The following is a 21314-nucleotide window of genomic DNA, read 5'->3' as shown; positions in this document are numbered from 1 at the left end:
GAGTGAGTGACGTGCCCTTGCCCGTCTCGGGGCCGGCTACGCTCCGAGTCGCTGCTCGCTCCCGTGGCGTGTTGATCATGCTGGGCAGTACCGCCGTGTGGCCGCTGGTCAATATCAGTGCGACGGGTTTCTCCGTGGTGTGCATCGCCATTTCCGGTATGTATCTGATGCGGTGGCCGACACCGCGATCCTTCGTTCCGATCGTGCTTGTCGGCTTGGGTAGCGTCGGCTACGCAGTGGCCGCAGCAGTCAATGGCACCAGTCCGACCAACCAAACGATGTTGGTATTTCCCGCAGTGGCGTTGTACATCGTGGGCATATCAGTGTTGGCGTCGTCCCTGGACGAGATCCTGGCGCTCCTGGCCGGTATCAGCCTGGGAACCGTCGGCTTCTACGTCGTCCTCGGTACCGATCTCACCACCGGTGGATCACTGGCCGACATCTGGAAGTACGGCCTCGCACCTCCGATGACAGTTCTGGTTCTCTACGTGATCGCATCGAAGACCGTCAGACCATGGTGGTCTGTCCTGGCCCTCACCGGTCTCGCCGGGGCGAGCGTCCTACTCAACTACCGATCCCATGCGTTGATCTGTGTTCTGGCTGCTGTCGTGGTGCTCTGCCGCGGTCGGCGAGCCCCGATGTCGCGAGTCCGAACGGCCGCTGCACTTGCCGTAGTGGGTATCGCATTCTCCGTGGTCATCACGTCCCTGGGCGCGAACGGCACTCTGGGTTCGAAGCTTCAGGAGAAAGTCGAACTGCAAGCCACTGCGCACGTCTCACCGCTTCTGGCGGGACGAACCGAGCCGCCCCTGTCACTGACTGCCATCGCGGCGCGACCACTGCTGGGATGGGGCAACGCCGATCACATCGACTCCACGACCTTCGCCGCCGCGCGTCGCTTCGCGAGTGACCTCGGATTCGCCCGTAGTTACCCCATCGAATATCTCTGGCGACTTCCCAACGGTTCCGTGTCACTCCACTCGATCATTCTCGGATCATGGGCCGAAGGCGGAGTGCTGGCCGTCCTCTTTCCTGTGTGGCTGCTGTTCGCCGCCATGCTTCTCGCGTCCGGACCACTCGACGCCGGGCGGTGGATGCCTCTCGTCATCACGGTCGGCTTCCAGTCGGCATGGGACCTGGCGTTCTCGCCGTGGAGCTACAACCTCGCCGCGGTATGCGCCGTCGTCGCCTGTCTCGCTGTCCGTCTCACCATTCATCGCCGCCGAGTACGGGTGTCCGCCCCGGATCGCACCTCGTCGCGACCATCGCCTACACGGCCCGCACGCCCGCATGCACCCACACCGGTGGAGCCCGCTTACACGGGCCGGCATCGACTACTCGAGGAGTCACAGTGACCGTCAGCGTGATAGTTCCGACCATCGGTCGCCCTACCGTCCGTCGCGCGGTGGAGTCCGCTCTCGACCAGACCTGCCCGCCCGACGAGGTCATCGTCGTCATCGCCGACGACGACCGTGTCGCGTTGGACTTGCCGGACCACCCGGCAATCCGCCTCGTGACCGTTCCCGAACGCACCGGCGCTTCCGCGTCTCGGCAGGTCGGGGTTCGGGCGGCCCGGGGAGACATCGTCGCGCTGTTGGACGACGACGATCTGTGGCATCCGTACAAGTTGGAACGTCAAGTTGCAGAGGGACTCGCTACCGGCTCGGATCGGTGGATCGTCGCGTGCCGTGCAGCAGTTCGAGGCGTCGGTCGCCGCGAGAAGGTTTGGCCCAGAACGGTGATCGGACCGGCGCAACCGGTGGCCGACTATCTGTTCCGCCGCTCCACGTTGTTCTTCGGCGACGGAATGCTGCAGTCGTCCACATTGTGCTTCCCCCGAAACGTTGCGCTCGAGGTGCCGCTGGACTCGGTCGGAGACGCGGTTCACGACGAACCCACGTGGTTGATGACACTCCAGGGGAAGTTCGACGACCTGGTGATTCGACAGATCGCGGAGTGCTACACCATCTACACCGTGACATCGGACTCGGTGTCGCGCTCCTTCGACGACCGCACAGCCGACTACATCGACTGGGGTGACACGTATCTGGGCTCCAGTTCGGCCCGGACCCGAGGCGATTACTTCCTGACCAGCGCAGTGACGGCCGCGGCGTCGGCACATTCGGCCAGCGGCGTCGTGTCGGCCATCGGACACGGGATCACGCACGGCCGTCCAGGGCCCATGGCGTACCTGTACGCGATGGCGAAATTGGCCGTCGTCGTCGCACCGATGGGCAGGCGAGTCGGGTGACCGGGCCTCCCGGCGACGCTGTCACGTTCAGTGTCGTCACGATCAGTTACCAGGACGAGGACGGTCTTCGGCGCACCATCGCCAGTACCGCGGAGCAGTACTACCCCCACGTCGAGCACATCGTCGTGGACGGGGGAAGCGGCGCACGGGTCGAAGATATGTTGCAGCACAGCGGAGTCGGACGTTGGAGGTCCGAGCCCGACGGTGGTCGCTATCCGGCCATGAACATCGGATCGGCGCTCGCGAGTGGAGACGTCGTCTGGTTCCTGCACTCGTCGGACACGTTCTCGCATCCCGGTGTGCTGTCCGAGATCGCGTCCGCCCTGGGGTCGGTAGCTCGAGCACGCTCCTGCTGGGGCTTCGGATCGGCACGGTTGATACCTCCCCACAGTGGACACGACGTCTGGCGCACGACCTCGTTCGACCGCACCGCATTCGCGTTGGGTACGCGCCCGATTCCCCATCAGGCCAGTTTCTTCGGGCGCGATGTCCTCGCCTCTGTCGGCTCGTACGACGAACAGTTCGGAATCGCGGCCGATCAACTCCTCATGCTCGCCGCGTCGCTGCACACCCCACCACTGGTGGTCGACGACGTCCTCTGCGACTTCGATACGACCGGGGCGGGGACGGTGCGTGGACTGCGCGAGCACTACACGGACGTGCGTCGTATGTGGGACACCGTCGAGTGGTATCCCATCGGGGGACGCCGTGCATCGCGACTTTTGTCCCGAGTCCTGGAAGCGCGCGCGCGAGTCGGGCTGGCGGCCCGATCGGCCATCACGGCGAACCGTGCGAGCCTCTCGCGTTCCTCCCCGCCGCGCACGGCGTCGGAGATCTGACATGACCAGTGCACGATCCGGAACCGGATCGGCAGGCCTGCTGGAATCCGAGCGCCGATCCCTGTTCTACAGCACAGGGTTTCGTATTGCCGGAACACCGGTCATCGCGGTCTGTGGACTCGTGTCGACCGCGATCGTCGTACGGTCCACAGGTGAGGCGGTCTACGGACTGGTATCACTGATCACGACAGTGGGCCTGCTGCTGCCCTTCGCAGACCTCGGCATCGGCGCGGTGGTCACCACTGCGGTGTCGAAGAGCACGAACCTGCCTGACGACGCACATGCTCATGCCGTCGTCCGCCGGGCGTACTCGGTGCTCGCTCTCATCGCAGTCGGACTGACCCTCCTGGCGTGCGTCATCGCCGCCCTCGACGCGTGGGGTTCGCTCCTCGGTATCCGTACAGGGCCCCAGGATCGGTGGGCGATCACGGTCGCCGTCATCGTGTGGGCGTGGACCGTTCCCGCCGCACTGAACCTGAGATTGCTGATCGGTTCCGGACGGAATCACCACTCGGTGGTAGTGACGATGTGTATGTCCGTGACCGGACTGCTCCTCGTCGCGTCGGCTCACGCTGCCGGGGTACGAGGCATCTGGTTCGTCGTGCCACCACTGCTCGGTGCGTTCCTGGTGAATGTGGCAGGCACGGTCTGGGTCTTCCGTCTGTTGGGACGTCGGTCCATCCTGGGTATCGGCGCCGAGGATCGGTCGACACGGCGGCCGAGCACACGGACGCTTCTGCAGGGGTCGTTCTGGCTCTTCGTCATCAGCGTCGGCGTTCCCTTCGGACTGCAGTCACAGCGAGTGGTCCTCGCTCATCTGTCGACACCGATGGAGTTATCCGCGTATGCACTCGCTGCTCAGCTCTACGGTGTGGTCTGGGCCGTCTTCTCCACTGCGGGAGCCGCCTTGTGGCCCATCTTCGCCTCCCGCACGTCGGTACCCGAACTCGTTGCACTGTGGAAGAAGTGCGTCGCGTTGTTCGCCGTGTCCGCAGTGCTGGCGTCCGTCCCGTTCGTTGCGCTCGCACCGTTCGCCGCCCGTGTCCTGTCGGGTTCCGAGATCGAGGTGTCTGTAAGCCTGGCAACAGCATTCGCCGTCCTGCTGGTCGTCCAGGTCGCACATCTCCCCACCGGTGTCCTGCTCATTCAGGCCAGTGAGGCGCGATGGCAAGCGTGGTGCCTTGTAGCGATGGCGCTCACGACCTCGGCCGCAGCGATCCTGATCGTGCCGAGCGGTGGTGCGCCGGCCGTCGTGATCGTCACCGCAGTGTCGGTGTGCGTATGTCAACTACTGCCGGGGCTCGGCCGAGCCCCGGCTCTGCTCGCACGACGCCCGGAGGTGGTGTGATGGCTTTCCCGCTGACAGTTCTCCCCTTGTTTCGCGGACTCGCGAAATTCCACCAGTCCGCGTACATGAAACTCGTTGTGCGATTGATGGATCGGGCCGGAGTCGAACACGACGGGCGTCCGCTGTGGATATCGCCGAGTGTGCGTTTCGACATGTTCGGGCCGGGAGCTATTCGCCTGGGCAACCGATGTGTGCTGTCGGAGAACGTCGTCCTGCTGACGCATGATTTCTCGCTCGATCGGGTGTCGGAGCGCCGTGGCATGCTCCCCGAGAATCAGGAGTTGTTCAGTGCGTCACCCATCGTCATCGGTGAGCAGGCTTTCGTCGGGCTCGGCACGGTAGTGCTTCCCGGAGTGACCATCGGGGCCGGCGCCATCGTCGGGGCGGGTTCGGTCGTGACGTGCGACGTCGAACCGGACACCGTCGTCGCGGGTAACCCCGCTCGCCGCATGGCGTCCACAGATGACTTGTGGGAGCGGCGGCGCGGCCGATTCGACATCAGAGAACGCCGGGGGTGACCGTGCGCATCGCACTCGTCGGAGTCAATTACCGGCCGGAGGTGACGGGTATCGCGCCGTACACCGCCGACGCAGCAGAGCACCTGACGTCCTCCGGCCACGACGTCCGCGTGTGCACCGGTTTTCCGCACTACCCGCGGTGGGCAGCGGACCCGAGATACGGCAGCCCCCGTATCCGCGAAGTGATCAACGGCGTCCAGGTGACCCGCGTCAGACATCACGTTCCGGCGCGCCCGTCGCTCACCGGGCGCAGTCGGCTGGAACTGTCCGTGGGACGCCGACTGGTGATGAACGACGTCCGTGGAGCGTCGGATGCCGACCTGTCGGGCGCAGATCTGGTCATCTGCGTGACACCAGCACTGCTGACATCGGCCTGCGTGGTCGCGTATCTGCGTACCCGGAGCGCGCGCCCGCGGATAGGTGTCTGGGTGCAGGACCTCTACGGGCGTGGGATCGTGCAGACCGGTTCGGGAGGGACGGTGGCCGCGGCGGCGATCTCGGCCGTCGAAAGCGCAGTGTTCCGTGCGGCGGACGGTGTGGCGGTGATTCACGAACGTTTCGCCGAGCACGTCGTCGACAGTCTCGGCGTGCACAGAGAGCGCGTGTCCGTCGTACCCAACTGGAACCACCAACGCCACGTCGACCGGCCGTCGCGCGTCGAGGCACGACGCATGCTCGGATGGTCGCAGGACGCCGTGATCGCAGTGCACGCCGGCAACATGGGCGTCAAGCAAGGTCTGCACACCGTCGTGGATGCTGCGCGCGTGGCGCGGGACCGCGGACGGAATGTGCACTTCTACCTGGTCGGCGACGGGAATCAACGAGAGGCGCTGGAACGGAGCGGGGACGGCGTGGACACGATGACATTTCTTCGGCCGCTTCCCGACGACCAATTCCGCGCGTCGCTGGCGGCGGCCGACGTTCTCCTGGTCAACGAACTGCCGACCCTCACGGACATGGCGGTGCCGAGCAAACTGACGACCTACTTCGCCAGCGGCACACCCGTCCTGGCTGCTACATCTGCAGACTCGGTCACCAGTGCGCAGATCGAGCTGTCCGGCGCCGGCCGGAGGATCGACCCGGGAGATCCCGAATCATTGCTCGCCGCCGTCATCGACATGGCGAGCGACGCACCGGGTAGCGCTCGAATGGGTCTGTCGGGCAGAGGATTCGCCGACAGCGCGCTGTCTCGCTCGGTCGGAGTTTCTCGAATCGGGGAGTGGGCGGACGGCCTGCTCGGAATGCGGATGTCACAGTCGGAAAGGCACTAGCGACATGGTCTACACGGAAGACAAACGCGCGCTCCTCATTGCTGCCAGAATCTACTCCGCTGCTCTCCGGGCCGCGGTCGACGCGTACGTGCCCAGTGACGTGGTGACGTCGGATGTCGATCGTGCGATCGTCAGCGTGGCCGTACCCTCCCTGCTCGGGTTGACCGCTCGGGATCGTTTCGCGTATCTCGTCGGGGCTCTCCCCGAATTCCGGTCGATGGTCCATCTGAGGTTGGCGGCCGCCCCGTTCATCGTCAGGCGGTTACTTCGACGCCTGTACCCCGGTAAGACCGGACTCGTCCTCGTTCCGGGGCCGATCGGTCCAGGACTGTTCGTGCACCACGGAGGATCGACGATCGTCGACGCAGCGTCCATCGGGCGGAACTTCTGGGTGAATCAGAATGTGACGATCGGGCACTCCACCACTGGGCGGCCCACGATCGGAGACGATGTGACGGTGGCGACCGGGGCGGTCGTTGCCGGTGGCATCACCATTGGTGACGGTGCGTGGATCGGGCCCAATGTGGTGGTCACTCGCGATGTCCCACCCGGAGCAACCCTCGTCGCGGCACGGCCGGTGGACATCTCCACACCGACGTCGGTCACCGGGTAGGCAGGGACGCGCTCGGCTTCGGATCACCGTCCGAACGCAGGATGCCGTAGTTGTACTCGGGGTTCGCCTCGCCACTGTCCAGATCTTGGAAATCGAAGACGAAGGTGGGGCCGGCGAAGTCCAGGGATCGAAGGTACGCGACCCCGTCACCGATGATCTCGGCCTGCCGAGCGTCGGACACACCAGGTGACGACGCTGCGGTCGGTGCGCCGAACTCGGTGAACCAGATACGTGCATCGTCATCACCGTTCTCCACCATGACCGCTCGTACGGCAGCGATATCGGCAGCGGATCCCGACGCGGTGGTGTCACTCAACAGTTTCGGCGTGCTGTACGGATGCATCGCAACCGCGTCGAAAGACCCTGCTGCACAGAGATACAACGCGCGAACGAAGGTGGCGGGCGCGAGGGTCGACGTCGAGTCGACCGCCGGAGACAATCCTCCGGCGACGACGGTCGCATCCGGATCGGCGCGTTCGATGGCGTCGTGTGTGGCCGTGAGGATGCGGCAGTATTTCTCCGGATCCACGTTCGGGCCGAAAGCTGCAGAAATATTGGGTTCGTTCCACACCTCCCATGCTTGTACGGAACCCCGAAACCGTTCCGCTGCAAGCGAAGCGAACTGCGCGAACACTGCGGGATCCGACGGAGCGGGATGGGCCGTGGCCCGATAGTCGGGCGGCACTGCCCACGACGGAGCCCACGTGACGACACCGAGTACGGCAAGGCCGCGCTCGCGAGCGGCGTGAATCGTGGCGTCGACGCGCTCCCAATCGAATTCACCTCGGACCGGTTCGACCGATGACCATCGAACCGTGACGCGCACGGCCTCGAACCCGGCATCGGTGATCGAGGTCATCGCGTCGGCCGGTGAGGGCACCGTTGCAGATTCAGCGTCCAGAAAGGCGGCGGTCACGGCTGGTAGGTCGGCGTCGAACGCCGGCACCGGTGGCAGGGCGGGATCGGGCGATGTCGCCGGGGTGCACGAAGCAGCGAAGAGTACGACGGCGACACTTCCCGCTTTCCACCGTTGCACGCTGTCATCCTAAGTGCAGGTTGCCGTGCGTGCATGTACGGCAACACAGTTCGTGCGCCCGCGTCATGGACTCCCGCCCACCCCGCTGTTCTGCTTGACGTCGCAGGGGGACCGACGGTCGGTTCCCCACGACGTCGGGGGACATCTTGATCACAAGGCGCATTGTCGGCACCACGCTCGTAGCGGTCGCGACAGCGGTTGCGGGGGCGGGAACTGCGAGTGCATCGACCACGTCGAATCCGTTACTGGATGTCGTCGAGTCGTTCGAGACAGCCGTCGACGAGTGCTCTTCCGGGATGCTCACCGGCGCCATGGGCGGAGCGAGCGTCGGCGGAATGCTCGGCGCCGGCGGTGGTCCTCTCGGTGTCGCGGTCGGCGCCGCCATCGGCGGACTGGTGGGCGAGATCGGAGGCGGGGAGACGTCGTGTGAGGAGCGCGTCATCTCCGGCACCGCAGTCGCAGATCCGGACGACGTGTCGCGCGGCCACAAGGGCAAGGGTCGTAAGTGAGGGCGTCTCGCGTCGACGCGCGGATCTGGGCGGCCCTGTCGGTCCTTCTTTTCTGCACCACGCTGACGCTGATGGTCACCGGTGGCGCACCGGTCGCGATCTGGGGCTTCGTCGGCGCGACCGCTCTGGCGGCCGTCCGGGCGATGAGGACCTGACGACGGCTCTGACCTGCGTACGCTCGTGACATGAGTTCTCGGCAGGTGGACGAGGGCACGTACCAGGCGATGTTCGACGCCAGCACCGTTCCCATGGCGCTGGCGGACGAGTGCGGCTTGCTGGTGCTGGCCAACGATGCCTACTGCCGTCTTGTCGGTCGCTCGTGGGACGACATCGCGGGACTGTCCTCACGCGGGTTCAGCCATCCCGACGACATCGCCCAGCATGTCGGCATGGAGCAGCTCACCGCCGACGCCGACCGGCGAGGCGAAATCTTGCGGGTGGAGAAGCGGTACCTGCGCCCCGACGGTGAGATCCGGTGGGGATGGGTGTCGACGACCAGTGTCGTCACCGCCGACGGAACCGTCTGGACGATGGCGGTGATTCACGACATCACCGACCGTCGCACCAAGGAAGACGCCCTCGCGCAGGCTGTGATGACCGACGGCCTCACCGGCGTGCTGAACCGTCGAGGATGGCGTGAGCGCGTGCAGTCGCTGGTCGGGAAAAGATCGTTGGTTCTCGCGATGCTCGACTTCGACCTGTTCAAGTCCTACAACGACGCCCATGGCCATGCCGCCGGGGATGCTCTGCTGGTCGGATTTGCCGACGCCGCGACACGGATGCTCGGTCCTGATGTCGTGCTGGCTCGTTGGGGCGGCGAGGAGTTCGCGATGGCGGTCCCCGGTGGCGGCCCCGAGGGCGTCACCGCGATCCTGACCCGGCTGATCGCTGTCATGCCGGAGGAACAGACGTTCTCCGCCGGCTGGGCGATGCTGGGTGTCGACGAGGACATCCACGACTGCCTTGATCGCGCCGATCACCTTCTCTACAGCGCGAAACGGGACGGCGGACGGGGTCGGACGTATGGGGACAGGTCCCTCGGTTCCCCGGTTGACGCCACATGGTGACGACGCGGATGTCCGGTTCTTGCGATCTACCGGCCGATCGATCACCATTCCACAGTGTCCGAAGCCTCCGCTGACCCCCGCATCACCGTCGTCGTACCCACGTACAACGAGCGCGAGAACCTTCCCAAGCTGGTCGGAATGCTCACCGACCTGCAGATGAAGAACCTCGGCGTCCTCGTGGTCGACGACGGATCGCCGGACGGGACGGGCGACGTGGCGGACGGGCTCACCACCTCCGCCGCCATCCCGGTGAGTGTTCTGCATCGCACCACCAAGGACGGGCTGGGCCGCGCGTACGTCGCCGGCATCCTGTGCGCGCTGGAGGAGGGCGCGGACATCGTCGTGCAGATGGACGCCGATCTCTCCCACCCGTGCGAGGCCATTCCACGCATGGTGCAGCGCCTCGAGGAATCGGACGCCGCCGTGGTGCTCGGATCGCGCTACGTGCCGGGCGGTGCCGTCGCCGAGGACTGGCCGTGGCACCGCAAGGCGCTGTCGAAGTGGGCCAACCTGTACGTCAACGCGATCCTGCGGTTGAAGGTCAAGGATGCGACGGCCGGCTTCAAGGCCTGGCGCGCGTCGACGCTGCGCACCATCGACGTCGCGTCCGTCGGCAGCAACGGCTACGCCTTCCAGGTTGAGATGAATTACCGCGTCATCAAGCACGGTCTCCGCATCGCAGAGGTGCCCATCCGCTTCGAGGAGCGCGTCGACGGCACCTCCAAGATGAGCCTCGCGGTGCAGCTCGAGTCTGCCGCCGTCCCGTGGAAGCTGCTGCGCAGCGGGATCGGAAAGTAGGAGGCGCATTCCGCGTCCGGGACACTGCGCGTGGGACACTGGATGCGAGGCGCACAGGGCGTCCGGAGGAGGTTCGCTCGTGGATTCCATGCCCGACGACCCCACTTCTGACGACGATCGTCGTGGGTCCTCACGTGACGGTGCATCCTCGTTCACCGGTATCCGCCACGTCACCGAGACGTCGGTGCGGCTGACGGGTGTCGACGGGGCCGCGGTCGCGCTTCTCGGCACCTCGCACGACGTGCGCGAACTCGTGTTCGCCACGGACGCCCTCTCGCAGCAGCTCGACGAACTGCAGTTCACCGTCGGCGAAGGCCCGTGCATCGACGCGCATCGCTCCGCAGAACCGGTACGGGTGGGCGACATCCGCTCGCCCGATTCCGCGGCCCGCTGGCCCATCTTCGGACAGGGCGCGGCCACGCTGGGCGCTCGCGGGATGTACGCCTACCCGCTGCTGGGTGGCGCGTCGTCGTTCGGCGTCCTGGAGCTCTACCGCTCGACGCCCGTGGACCTGACCGACGTCGAGCACGACGCGGCCCGCATGTGCGCCGTCGCGATCGCGCGTACGGTGCTCGGGCACTACGTGAACCCGGACGACACCGACGACGCGGAGGCGACCCCGGAGGATGCTCTGGCATCGGAGGACGTCGCCGCCATCGAGGGCGCCGGCCCGTACAGCCGCGCCGACGTCTACGTGGCGGCGGGCATGATCGCGGTGCAACTCGCGGTGACCACCGATGTGGCAATGGATCGTCTGCGCGCGCACGCCTTCGCACGGGGGCGCAGCGTCACCGAGGTCGCCGCCGACGTCGTGGCCCGTCGGATCAGCATGAGAGACGAACGAGACAACGGAGGTCCCCGGTGAACACGACGCCCACTCGGCTCGCCCTCGCCGACATCACCGCCACGCTGATCACTCGCTTCGACCTGCCCGCCCTCCTCGAGCGCATCGCGGGCACCGCACTCGCCGGGTTCGACGCACACATCGCTGTCATCTCCCTGCTGGACGGCGATGCCCTGCATGCCGTGGCCACCGCCAGTGTCGGCAGTGCGGCCGCCGACGAGCGGCTCTTCACGTCCGGCCCCGTCCGCACCAGTGCCCGGGAAACGGCCGTGGCCATGATCGGCGACGCCTCGGCGGCGGGAAGCAGCCGGTGGGAGCAGTACCGCGCACTCGCCGAGGAGAGCGGCGTCGGCGCCGTGCGGGCGTATCCGGTCGTCGCCCTGGGCGTCGGACTCGGCGCCCTGGCCGTCTACACCGCCGAACCGTGGGGGACCCAGCGTCCGGACGAGCTGGGGCAGATGCTCGCCGACCTGACGGCGTTGGCCCTCACCACCGGAGCGTCGGAGATACGACGCGTCGACGCGTCGGCCGCCGTGCAGGCAGTACTCAGCGGCGCGGCCACCATCTCGGGTGCGACCGGTGTGTTGGCCGAATTCTTCGACGACTCCACGTCGGCGGCACGTACTCGGCTGTCCCGCCTGGCGCGGGCGCACGGCACCACGGACAGCGAGCACGCCGCCGCGATCATCGCCGCGCAGAACGTCGCGCCGGCGGACATCGGATCGTCGGAGCTGATCTACCTGCCGACGAGTCCGGTGCCGCCCCGGCGCTTCGACTCCTGACCTACTTCTTGGTGATGGCGGCGCTGACGGCGTCGGGTCCGTCGTAGCTGTCGTCGGGCATGGACGACAGTGCGTCGACCACGTCGTCGTCCGCGCCGTTGCTCTTCGCGAGATCGGCCAGGTCTTTCGGCGACGCCGGGTAGTCGGCGCCGGCCAAGTGCTTCTGCAGTTCGATCGGATTGACGGCCATGGGACGGTCCTCTCGTCGGTCGGGTGATGGCTCGCGTGCGAGCTACCCGAGGAGAGGGACGGCAAACCGTGCGGACGTCAGTCCGTGTAGACCACCACGGTGTTGCGGCCCGCGGCCTTGGCTCGATACATGGCGATGTCCGCGAGGTGCATGCCGTGGTTGATGGTCGACGCGATCGGGGCCGCCGTCATTCGAGTGGTGTCGAGACACGAGACCCCGATGCTCACCGTCACCGGGATGAGGTCGGACGCGTCGGACAGCGCGAGCCGGATCGACTCGGCGAGAGCGTGCAGACCGGTGGATTGCGCGTCGAGCACCACGAGGAACTCCTCGCCGCCGCGTCGGGCGACCACTGCCCGGTCACCCAGGTGATCGCGCAGGCGCTGCGCGGCGAGCGCGAGCACCCCGTCGCCCGCGATGTGCCCGTGATGATCGTTGACCCACTTGAAGTGATCGAGGTCGACGAGCAGGAATCCCACCTGTGACCGTCCGCGGAGCTGCCGCTTCGCCTGCACCTCCAGGCCCCGCAGGTTGAGTAGTCCCGTCAGCGGATCGGTCCGGGCGCTGTCGATCTGACGCTCGAGGTGCCGGTGCAGGGACATCGAGGTGGTGCTGACGATGGACATGGTCGCGTTGACCGCCAGCCAGATGCTCGTCGCCGCGGCGATGGTGGCCATGGCGCCGATCGGTTGCTCGCGCAGGACCAGCGCTGTCATCCAGCCGATCACGACGGTGGTCAGCACCAGGTGCACCACCACGGTGGCGCGTCCGCCGAAGAAGGCGACGTACGAACTGATGACCGCGAACAGGGCGCACCCGGCGAGACCCAGAGCGTGACTGCTGCACAGCAGGAGGAAGGTCGACGTCCCCACGTCGGCGTAGACGGTGAAGGCCAGAGCGACGGCGCGCTGGGTGCGCGCCCGGCGCCACCACGTGAACGACTTGCGAGCGGTGGCGACGATTGCCGCCACGGGAAGAGTGGACAGCAGGACGGCGATGGCAGCGATACGCGGGGCACCGGCGGCCGGGCCGGCGGCGCTGAACATCGTCAGGATGCCGGGGACGGCGAACGTCGGGATCAGCACAGCGATACGGCGACGCACGACGTCGGTCAAGGGTGCCCGGGACCGACCACGACTGCGGCCGCCGGAACCTGGGCGTATCACCTGTCGGACGGTATCAGCGTGGAACCTGCGTCGAGGGGCGGTTGCACGCTTCCGTCGGGCTGAATCCTTGTTTTGCGCGCACGTAACAGGAGCGGAAATCAGGAATTGTCGTTCTCGCGCGCGAGTCGCTCGATCAGCGGGCGTGTGCGATAGGGAATCGCTTCGCGCATCACGACGGAAACCGTCGTGCGTTCGACTCCGGGAACCGCGAGAATGAGCCCGGCGACGCGATACAGATCGTCGGCGTCCGCGGCGGAGACGCCGATCTGTAGATCCGCTCCGCCCGAGACACCGACCACCTCGGTCACCTCGGCGATGTCCCGCAGTCGATCGATGACCGCTTCGAGGCGGTGTTGGTCCGTCACTGCGCCCACGTACGCGCGGAGGGGATAACCCAGGTCCCGAGGGGAGACGAGCCGGTCCATCGGAGCGAGAGTATGTGAGTCGTCCCAACGAGAGAGTCTGGCCTGAACCGTGTTTCGCGCCAGTCCGAGGACCGAGGCGAGGTGGACTCCCGTGGCGCGAGGGATGTCGCAGAGCGCGAGCAACAGGCGAGCATCGGTGCGGTCGAGCTTGGTCACGTGGTGAACTGTGCCACACGGCGAGCGGAGCAGGCCGAAGTATGCAGTGCTCACGAACTCGATCGTGATTTCGGAAATCGGTGTTTCTCACATTTATCGCGTAAAAACCGGAGCGAAGCTTTCGCCCCGTTCTCGAGATGCCCGATGGTCACGACATGGTTAAGGTGAGTCCAGAAGTTTGCCCCAGATGTGTGGTCAGGGTGCTCGGTCCGGCCGTCATCGATGTGAGGAGTCGTCTCGGTGGAGATATCTGATTACGTGAGAATTCTCCGCGCGCGGTGGATCGTGATTGTTCTGACCACGGTGATCGCCGCAGCGGCGTCGCTGGTGTTCTCACTCGTGTCCACGCCCGTGTACGAGGCGTGCACCCGCCTCTACGTCTCCACCGGCTCGTCGTCGTCCTCGGTGACCGAGGTGTACCAGGGCAACCTGGCGTCGCAGCAGCGCGTCGCCTCCTACACACAGCTCCTCGGCGGCGAGAGCGTCGCGCAGCGCACCATCGACAGCCTCGGCCTCTCCATGAGCCCGTCGACGCTGGCGTCGAAGGTCCGCACGACGTCCTCGCCCGACACCGTGCTGATCGACACGTGTGTCTCCGACGCGAATCCCACCACCGCTCGCGACCTGGCGAACGGCATCGGCGCGACCTTCGTCGGCTTCGTCGACGATCTCGAGACGCCCCCCGGTGGCGGAGCTGCCCTGGCGAAGGTCAGCGTCGTCGAACCTGCCCAGGTTCCTGCGGGTCCCGTGTCACCGAAGACCACGCGCAACCTCGCTCTCGGTGTCGCCGTCGGCCTGCTGCTCGGCATCGCGCTCGCGGTGATCCGCGACCGGCTCGACAACACCATCAAGGACCGCACCGCCCTCGCCGATCTCTCGGGCGTTCCCGTCGTCGGCGTCGTGCCCTTCGACAAGACCATCAAGGAGGAGGCGGCGCTCTCGTTCGCCGAGTCGTCCTCCGGCACCGCCGAGGCGTTCCGTGAACTGCGCACCAACCTCCAGTTCCTCGAGGTGGACTCCCCGCCGCGCGTCATCGTCGTGACGTCCGCCGTGCCCGCCGAGGGCAAGACGACCACGGCCGTCAACCTCGCGCTCGTCCTCGCCGAGGCCGGCCACCACGTGGCGCTCATCGAGGGCGATCTCCGTCGTCCCCGTGTCTCGAAGTACCTCGGCCTTGTCGGGTCCGTCGGCTTCTCCACCGTGCTGTCGGGACAGGCGGATGTCCAGGAAGTGCTGCAGCCGACCAAGTTTCACGGTGTCGATGTCCTCGCCTCGGGTCCGTTGCCGCCCAACCCGTCCGAGCTGCTCGGCTCCGAGGCGGCGCGCACCGTCATGGACACGCTCCGCGCGAACTTCGACTACGTCGTCGTCGACGCACCGCCGCTGCTCCCCGTCACCGACGCATCCGTCATCACCGCGCATGCCGACGGCGCCATCGTGGTGACACGCCACGGCCACACCAAGAGGGACGAACTCACCCGTGCACTGGGCAACCTGACGCAGGTGGGTGCCCCGATTCTGGGCGTCATCCTCACGATGGCCCCGTCGCGCGGCAAGCGGGACTACGACTACCGCCACTACTACGAGACCGACACCACGGTCGCTCGTCAGGACGCTCCGTCCGCCGCGGTGCGGCCGGCAGCACCGGTCGTGGTCCCCGAACCCGCACCGGAGCCCACCCCGGCACCCGCCCCCGAGGCCTACCCCGCGCCTCGCTACGAGCCGACTCGGAGCCATGGCGGTCGAGCGGCTCGACGTCAGGCCGAGAACGCGAACGGCAATGGCAATGGCAATGGCAACGGGTACGAGGCCGAGCAGGTTCCGAGCCGGTCGACGATGCGTCCGCCGCCTCGCCGTCCGTATCAGTCCTGACAGAGGCGGGTGCTCGAACCCGCACCGTGTGAACGACGAAAGCCGCAGACCAGGGGTCTGCGGCTTTGTCATAGGCGACGGTGCCCGCCAGTGCGCCTCTCGGCAGGTGGCCGCTCGAAGCGGCTGATGGTTGGTACCCGGGGCATTGGGATCGAACACCGTCGGTGAGAGTAACGGCGTCCGTGGCGGAAGTATTCCGGGTGTGCACCACGTTCGTGACTGGGGGACACGGCACCGTCAGTTGTCCCCGGACTCGGCGTCGTCCGCGTCGGTGGTGGTGGTCGTGGACGTGCGGGTGCGCCTCGTCGTGGTGGTCGGCTCGTCGGCCGTCGTGGCCGCGGTGGTGGTCGGCGGAGGCGTGGTGGTGGGCCGGGGTGTGGTGACGGGCGCGATCTGCCACGTCGGGGACGGCGGCACCTCGATGGTGGGCGCGTAGGTCAAGCTGCCCACGACGGCGACCGTGCCGTCGATGGGTGGGGGAGAGACCCGTCGGACGTCCGCGTCGAACACTCCGCCGGCGGCAGCGACGGTGAGCCCGCCGGCCAGGGCGGCCGCGGCGATACCCATCACGACGGCGACGGCAGCTCTCTCACGCATGGTCTCCGCGCTCCGTTTCCGCCCGTGTCCTCGAGCCGAGTCATACCGTAGCCGGGGAGACGGCGGGTGGCAGTCCGAACTTCGATCAGCGAGCGCCCCAGATCTCGAACAGCGGACCGAGCGCCTCCGAGATGGCGTCGCCCACCCGCTCGTACACGTCGGTCGACTGACCGATGGGATCCATGATGTCGAGCTGCGTTACCGGGTTCGCCGCTCGCTCGGAGACCCACGCGGCCGGGTCGATCACCCCGGTGCGCCGCGCGAACTCCGCGGCCTCGAGCAACGTGAACGTGCGGCGGAGGTTGCGCGGCGCCACCGTCAGCACCTCGTCACGGTGCCGAGAGGTCATCGTCAGCACCAGATCCGCCCCGGACGCGATGGTCGGGGTGAGTCGGCGGGCCACGAACCCGGTGGGATCGCCGCCCAGGGACTCGAGAACGCGGGCCGCCTCGTCCTGGACACCGTGCCCGATCACGGCACGAGTGCCGGCGCTGTCGGTGGTCACGTCCAGGTTCAGGTCACGGGCGAACGCGGCGGTCAACCGTTCCGCGGTGGGGGAGCGGCAGATGTTGCCCGTGCAGACGTAGAGGACATGCATGAGCGGAGTGTAGGTCCGCCCCGGTGTCAGGTGCGCGCGTTGTCCGTCGTGGTGTACGCCTGGTCGTCGAACCGCAGGCTGTCCCCTCCCGCGCGCTTCGCCTCGTACATCAGACGATCGGCGCGGCGGATCAGCAACTCGACGTCGTCGGCGTCGCGGGTCCACCGGCTGCCGGGGATCCACGCGACTCCGGCACTCGCCGTGACGGGTACCTCGTCGGCGTCGCACCGGACGGCGGCGTGGACGTCGTCGAGACGGTTCCGCATCTCCGCCCACGGCACGATCCCGACGACGCAGAACTCCTCGCCGCCGAGACGGGCGACATACGCCCAGGTGGTCGTACTGGTCTGCAACCGTTCGGAGACCCGTCGCAACACCTCGTCGCCGCCCTCGTGGCCCACGCGGTCGTTGACCGACTTGAACCTGTCGAGGTCGATCACCATCATCGCCACCACCTCGTCGTGACGTGCCGCAGCCAGCAGCGGCGCGTGCACCACCGCGCTCAACCCCCGACGGTTCAGCGCCCCGGTCAGTGGATCGGTGCCCGATTGATACGCGTCGTCCCGCAGGTTCGACAGCGGGATCTGCGAGAGCAGCGGTGCGAGAAGGAACAGTGCCAGCTGCACGACCAGCAGGACGGACAGGTACGCCACGTCGCTGTCGCCCTCCGCGGCGGCCGAGCCGAAGAAGTAGAGCGACACGGCCACCGTCAGCGCGATGTGCGCCACGAGCGTGCGGATCGAGTGGAAGTAGCCGCAGTAGATGCCGAGCAGGGCGAACACCACGGACACGGTGAACGAGGCCTGCACGTCGGCCAGCATCGACAGCCCCACCACCAGCGCCACGTCGTCGCCGAACAGGAAGACGAGGGATTGTCGACGAGTCGGCCACGTCCCGCGGAGCCACAGCAGCGCCGACACTGCGCCCGTGACCAGGCAGGCGATGAACACGGCGCGGGCGGCAGGTGAGGGAGGTGCTCCGCTGGTGAAGAGCAGCAGGGACCCGGCGAGCACCACCATGAGCACCACTGCGGCCATCATGCGGCGGTAGGGCCGTTGCAGTCCGCGCTGCGCCATGTAGCCGGGCATCGCGGAGTAGTCGAAGGGTCGACTCCACCACTCGCCCACAACACGGAACATCGACTGGCAACTCTCGGCTGGGAAGAATGGTGAAAGGTAAACCTACTCACAGGTTCGTGACGACGCCCCGCTTCGTTACAGCACTGCGGCCTCGCGTGGCAGGATTTCGAGCATGGCTGATGAACTCTCACGACAGCGCCCGAGTGTCGTCGTCGTCGGCGGCGGATTCGGTGGGCTGTACGCCGCCCGGCGACTGCGCCACATCGACGGCGACGTCACCGTGATCGACCGCGGCACCTCGCACGTCTTCCAACCGCTGCTCTACCAGTGCGCCACCGGCCTGCTGTCCGAGGGATCCATCACCTCGCCGCTGCGGCACCTCCTGCGTCGACAGAAGAACACCCACGTCGCGCTCGGGGAGGCGTCGGGCATCGATCTCGAGAAGCGACGTCTCACAGCGTCGCGTATCGACGGGTCGACGTTCGAGCTCCCCTTCGACTACCTCGTGTTCGCCGCCGGCATGCGGCAGAGCTATCACGGCAACGAGGAGTTCGCGAAGTACGCGCCCGGCATGAAGACCGTCGACGACGCGCTCGCGATCCGCCGCAAGCTCATCAGCGCGTTCGAGATGGCCGAGTCGCTGCCCACTCCCGAGGAGCGTCGGCCGTGGCTCACGTTCGCGGTGTCCGGCGGCGGCCCCACCGGCGTCGAGATCGCCGGGCAGATCCGTGAGCTCGCCGTCGGGGCGCTCGAGCACGAGTTCCGCTCGATCGACCCGAGCGAGGCGCGGGTGCTGCTGTTCCACGGCGGTGACCGCGTCCTCGAGTCGTTCGACGCCACGCTGTCGGCGAAGGCCCAGAAGACCCTCGACCACATCGGGGTGGAGACCCACCTCGGGGTCCACGTGACCGACGTGACGGCCGACCACATCGAGGTCACCCGCAAGTCGGACAAGCAGAAGACGACCTACGACACCCACACCGTGCTGTGGACCGCGGGCGTCGAGGCGGTGCCGTTCGCCGGCACCCTGGCGTCGGCACTGGGCGTCACGCAGGCGCGTGGCGGGCGCATTCCGGTGGAGAAGGACCTCTCGGTCGCGGGGCACCCCACCGTGTATGTCGTGGGCGACGTGGCCGCTCTCGACGATCTGCCCGGCGTCGCGGAGGTCGCCATGCAGGGCGGCCGCCACGCGGGCGCGATGATCGCGAAGACCATCGAGAACGGGACGCGCGCGTCGTCGCCGTTCAAGTACCACGATCTCGGTAGCGCGGCCTACATCGCTCGTCGGCACGCGCTGCTGCAGGCGGGCCCGATCCAGCTCTCGGGCTTCGCCGGGTGGGCCGCGTGGGGCGCGATCCACATCGCGTTCCTCTCGGGTCGACGCAACCGTGCCGGCACCTTGATCAACTGGGCCGCGACCCTCGCCTCGGGAACCAGACGCGAGCGAGCGGTCACGTTCGGCGATCCGGAGACCGCCCGCATGCCCTACGCGTGACCGGCCTCCGGACAAAGTGGACGCCTACCCCGTTTGTCAGGTCGTAACAGCCGATGTGACGGCGATGGCGCGGCCTGGTTACACTCTGTGATCGCACGCGCTCGTCGTGCGGTACATCGGTCCGGACAAGGCGGCTCATGACAGTACTGGGAGTGTCGGTGGGCACCAGTGCCGTGCGCTTGGCCAGGCCCGTTCAGGGGCTGCGCGCGGGCGTCGAGGCCGCCTTCCGTCACCGCGCCATCGACACCACCTTCGACCAGGCCGAGCAGCTCGCGGCCGAGTCCATCGGCGTCATCCTCGCCGACCCCGCCGACCCCGAGTCGATCTCCGCCACCGGCGTCGCCTACCGCGACGACGCGCAGGCCGGCGCCGTCGCCCGGGCCATGGCCCGCCAGCACATCGTCAACTACCGCCTCGTCCCCGAAGTGCATGCCGCCGTGCAGTTCCTGCGGTCCACGGGCGACCTCGACGGGCTCCACGTCGTCGGGTTGTACGACCTGGGCAGCTCGGGTCTCAGCGTCACCGTCGTCGACCTCGACAACGGGCAGGTGCTCGCCTCCGAGCGCAGCTTCGCCGTCAGCGGCAACATGTTCGACGCCACCATCCGCGACAACCAGATCGGCCGCCAGCAGAGCGGCCTGGACGACGTGGACGGACGCGAGTTCGAGCTCCGGTGCCGCGTGGCCAAGGAACAGCTCTCCTCGAGCGGCGCCGTGTGCCTGCCGGGTATCGGCGGGCTCATCCTGCTGTCCCGCGAGGCGTTCGAGTCGATGGTCGCCGTCCCCATCGAGCAGTCCGCGCGGCTCACCCGCGATGTCATCACGCGCGCCGGCCGCCCCGTCGAGGCTCTCGTCATGATCGGCGGCGGATCCCGCATCCCCCTGGTCCGGGCGACGCTCGCGGGCTGGGTCGGTCTCCCCACCATCACGCCCGCGGAGCCCGAGCTGGTCGCCGCGAAGGGTGCGGCACTGTCCGCGACTCCCGTGGACGGCCAGTCGAACTCCGGTCCCGTCCCGATGGCCGCCCCTCGTCCCGCTGCTCCCGCTCCGACCGTCGCGGCACCGCTGGTGTCCGCTCCCGTGGTCGCCGGGCCGGTCGAGCCGCGCACGCCGGACGCACCGGCGCCGGAGAAGGCGCTCAGCGCACCGTCCGCGGAGACCATGGCCTACAGCGACGTGGAGAGCCGTGAGCACTCCGCGCGCGACATCGACCATGCGGCTCGCGACTCGGAGCATCGCCCCGACGTGGCGGATCCGCGCGCGGCGGAGACTCCCTCGTGGCTCTCCGGGTCCGGTTCAGCAGCGCCGGAACAGCGTTCGTCACGCCCACGGCTGCCGCTCATCGCGGCCGTCGGTCTCGCGGTGATCGCTGCCGTCGGGCTCGCGCTCGGGTACGGCGCGACGCCGTCGCAGTCCACCGCCGACGTCACCCCGGCCGATCAGGCGGGAACGTCGAGTTCGGACGCACCGTCCACGACGACGGCGACCACCACACGGACCACCACCACGGTGCCGCCGACCACCACCACCGTTCCCCCGGTCGCTCCGGCTCCGGTGGAGGCGCCCGCTCCGGCCGCCGAGATTCCCGACGTGGCGCCTGCTCCCGCGCCCGCTCCGCCGACCATCCCGGGTCTCCCCGGTGTGCAGCTGCCGCCCGGCATCCAGATCCCGCCGGGTCTGATCCCCGGGTTCTGACTCCGAGTCACACCTCTCGGTCGGTTTCTCTGGGGCCTGAAAACAAACCGAAAGTATCTTGCGTGATATGATCTTCGGTATCCGGTCTTCTTCCGACCGGTGGCTGCGCTGCGGGGCGCGTCGGCGGCGGAACTCGAGCCAGAGGCGGTGTCGTGCGTGACCAGCG

The 21314-nt window shown here is 67.5% G+C and carries 23 protein-coding genes; 16 read left to right on the top strand and 7 right to left on the bottom strand.

Annotation, left to right across the window (positions count from 1 at the left end; translation table 11 throughout):
• Positions 1-77: 77 nt before the first annotated feature.
• The 7 genes from QE449_RS19730 (at position 78) to QE449_RS19700 (ending at position 6840) form a co-directional block, all read left to right on the top strand.
• Positions 78-1355: an O-antigen ligase family protein gene (locus QE449_RS19730; RefSeq protein ID WP_307109492.1), complete on the top strand. Its 1278-nt coding sequence runs from the start codon at positions 78-80 to the stop codon at positions 1353-1355.
• Positions 1352-2251: a glycosyltransferase family 2 protein gene (locus QE449_RS19725; protein ID WP_307109491.1), complete on the top strand. Its 900-nt coding sequence runs from the start codon at positions 1352-1354 to the stop codon at positions 2249-2251. The genes QE449_RS19730 and QE449_RS19725 overlap by 4 nt, the downstream gene beginning before the upstream one ends.
• A complete protein-coding gene (locus QE449_RS19720) occupies positions 2248-3090 on the top strand; it encodes a glycosyltransferase (protein WP_307109490.1) in 843 nt (280 codons plus the stop codon). Before QE449_RS19725 ends, QE449_RS19720 begins: the two co-directional genes overlap by 4 nt.
• Position 3091: 1 nt before the next feature.
• Positions 3092-4438, top strand: coding sequence for a lipopolysaccharide biosynthesis protein (locus QE449_RS19715; protein ID WP_307109489.1), 1347 nt, complete (start codon positions 3092-3094; stop codon positions 4436-4438).
• Positions 4439-4578: 140 nt separating this feature from the next.
• Positions 4579-4956 (top strand): DapH/DapD/GlmU-related protein, encoded by a 378-nt coding sequence (locus QE449_RS19710; protein WP_307096247.1) that lies wholly within the window; start codon positions 4579-4581, stop codon positions 4954-4956.
• Between the two features lie 2 nt (positions 4957-4958).
• Complete coding sequence (locus tag QE449_RS19705) at positions 4959-6227, top strand: glycosyltransferase family 4 protein (RefSeq protein WP_307109488.1); 1269 nt, start codon at positions 4959-4961, stop codon at positions 6225-6227.
• Positions 6228-6231: 4 nt separating this feature from the next.
• Entirely contained in the window at positions 6232-6840 is a 609-nt protein-coding gene (locus QE449_RS19700; protein WP_307109487.1) for a serine O-acetyltransferase, read from the top strand.
• Here QE449_RS19700 and QE449_RS19695 read toward each other — a convergent pair.
• Positions 6830-7720 carry a cellulase family glycosylhydrolase gene (locus QE449_RS19695; RefSeq protein ID WP_307109486.1) on the bottom strand — a complete coding sequence of 297 codons (891 nt, stop codon included), beginning with the start codon at positions 7718-7720 and terminating at the stop codon, positions 6830-6832. The two genes, QE449_RS19700 and QE449_RS19695, sit on opposite strands and share 11 nt — an antisense overlap.
• Positions 7721-8172: 452 nt before the next feature.
• On the opposite strand from QE449_RS19695, the gene QE449_RS19690 reads away from it, so the two are divergent.
• The 6 genes from QE449_RS19690 to QE449_RS19665 all read left to right on the top strand — a co-directional run bounded on the left by QE449_RS19690 (position 8173) and on the right by QE449_RS19665 (position 11876).
• Positions 8173-8385, top strand: a complete 213-nt coding sequence (locus tag QE449_RS19690; RefSeq protein ID WP_307109485.1) for a hypothetical protein — start codon at positions 8173-8175, stop codon at positions 8383-8385.
• Entirely contained in the window at positions 8382-8540 is a 159-nt protein-coding gene (locus QE449_RS19685; protein WP_307096241.1) for a hypothetical protein, read from the top strand. The genes QE449_RS19690 and QE449_RS19685 overlap by 4 nt, the downstream gene beginning before the upstream one ends.
• Positions 8541-8570: 30 nt before the next feature.
• Complete coding sequence (locus tag QE449_RS19680) at positions 8571-9452, top strand: sensor domain-containing diguanylate cyclase (RefSeq protein ID WP_307109484.1); 882 nt, start codon at positions 8571-8573, stop codon at positions 9450-9452.
• A 54-nt stretch (positions 9453-9506) separates the two neighbouring features.
• On the top strand, positions 9507-10250 hold the full coding sequence (locus tag QE449_RS19675; protein WP_307109483.1) for a polyprenol monophosphomannose synthase: 744 nt from the start codon (positions 9507-9509) through the stop codon (positions 10248-10250).
• 88 nt (positions 10251-10338) lie between these two features.
• Positions 10339-11115 (top strand): GAF and ANTAR domain-containing protein, encoded by a 777-nt coding sequence (locus QE449_RS19670; protein WP_307109762.1) that lies wholly within the window; start codon positions 10339-10341, stop codon positions 11113-11115.
• Positions 11112-11876, top strand: coding sequence for a GAF domain-containing protein (locus tag QE449_RS19665; RefSeq protein ID WP_307109482.1), 765 nt, complete (start codon positions 11112-11114; stop codon positions 11874-11876). The genes QE449_RS19670 and QE449_RS19665 overlap by 4 nt, the downstream gene beginning before the upstream one ends.
• Before the next feature lies 1 nt (position 11877).
• Here QE449_RS19665 and QE449_RS19660 read toward each other — a convergent pair whose 3' ends face one another.
• The 3 genes from QE449_RS19660 to QE449_RS19650 all read right to left on the bottom strand — a co-directional run bounded on the left by QE449_RS19660 (position 11878) and on the right by QE449_RS19650 (position 13813).
• Entirely contained in the window at positions 11878-12066 is a 189-nt protein-coding gene (locus tag QE449_RS19660) for a DUF2795 domain-containing protein (RefSeq protein WP_056443925.1), read from the bottom strand.
• Between the two features lie 77 nt (positions 12067-12143).
• Positions 12144-13181, bottom strand: a complete 1038-nt coding sequence (locus tag QE449_RS19655; RefSeq protein WP_222633061.1) for a diguanylate cyclase — start codon at positions 13179-13181, stop codon at positions 12144-12146.
• A gap of 149 nt (positions 13182-13330) precedes the next feature.
• Complete coding sequence (locus tag QE449_RS19650; protein WP_027506980.1) at positions 13331-13813, bottom strand: Lrp/AsnC family transcriptional regulator; 483 nt, start codon at positions 13811-13813, stop codon at positions 13331-13333.
• 240 nt (positions 13814-14053) lie between these two features.
• Between QE449_RS19650 and QE449_RS19645 the strand changes: the two genes are divergently transcribed.
• Complete coding sequence (locus QE449_RS19645; protein ID WP_307109481.1) at positions 14054-15685, top strand: polysaccharide biosynthesis tyrosine autokinase; 1632 nt, start codon at positions 14054-14056, stop codon at positions 15683-15685.
• A gap of 237 nt (positions 15686-15922) precedes the next feature.
• Here QE449_RS19645 and QE449_RS19640 read toward each other — a convergent pair whose 3' ends face one another.
• From QE449_RS19640 to QE449_RS19630, 3 genes are all read right to left on the bottom strand, one after another.
• Positions 15923-16282 carry a hypothetical protein gene (locus QE449_RS19640; protein WP_222647945.1) on the bottom strand — a complete coding sequence of 120 codons (360 nt, stop codon included), beginning with the start codon at positions 16280-16282 and terminating at the stop codon, positions 15923-15925.
• Positions 16283-16367: 85 nt separating this feature from the next.
• Complete coding sequence (locus QE449_RS19635; protein ID WP_307109480.1) at positions 16368-16880, bottom strand: low molecular weight phosphatase family protein; 513 nt, start codon at positions 16878-16880, stop codon at positions 16368-16370.
• Between the two features lie 26 nt (positions 16881-16906).
• On the bottom strand, positions 16907-18019 hold the full coding sequence (locus QE449_RS19630; RefSeq protein WP_081821440.1) for a GGDEF domain-containing protein: 1113 nt from the start codon (positions 18017-18019) through the stop codon (positions 16907-16909).
• Between the two features lie 112 nt (positions 18020-18131).
• Here QE449_RS19630 and QE449_RS19625 point away from each other — a divergent pair, with 112 nt between their 5' ends.
• Positions 18132-19454 (top strand): NAD(P)/FAD-dependent oxidoreductase, encoded by a 1323-nt coding sequence (locus QE449_RS19625; RefSeq protein WP_307096224.1) that lies wholly within the window; start codon positions 18132-18134, stop codon positions 19452-19454.
• Between the two features lie 137 nt (positions 19455-19591).
• Positions 19592-21148: an Hsp70 family protein gene (locus QE449_RS19620; protein ID WP_307109479.1), complete on the top strand. Its 1557-nt coding sequence runs from the start codon at positions 19592-19594 to the stop codon at positions 21146-21148.
• Positions 21149-21314: the final 166 nt, after the last annotated feature.

Source organism: Rhodococcus sp. SORGH_AS_0303 (assembly GCF_030819335.1).
In the GTDB taxonomy this organism is placed as follows: domain Bacteria; phylum Actinomycetota; class Actinomycetes; order Mycobacteriales; family Mycobacteriaceae; genus Rhodococcoides.
Note: the sequence above shows the minus strand (reverse complement) of the source record. Positions and strands in the feature narration are given on the sequence as shown.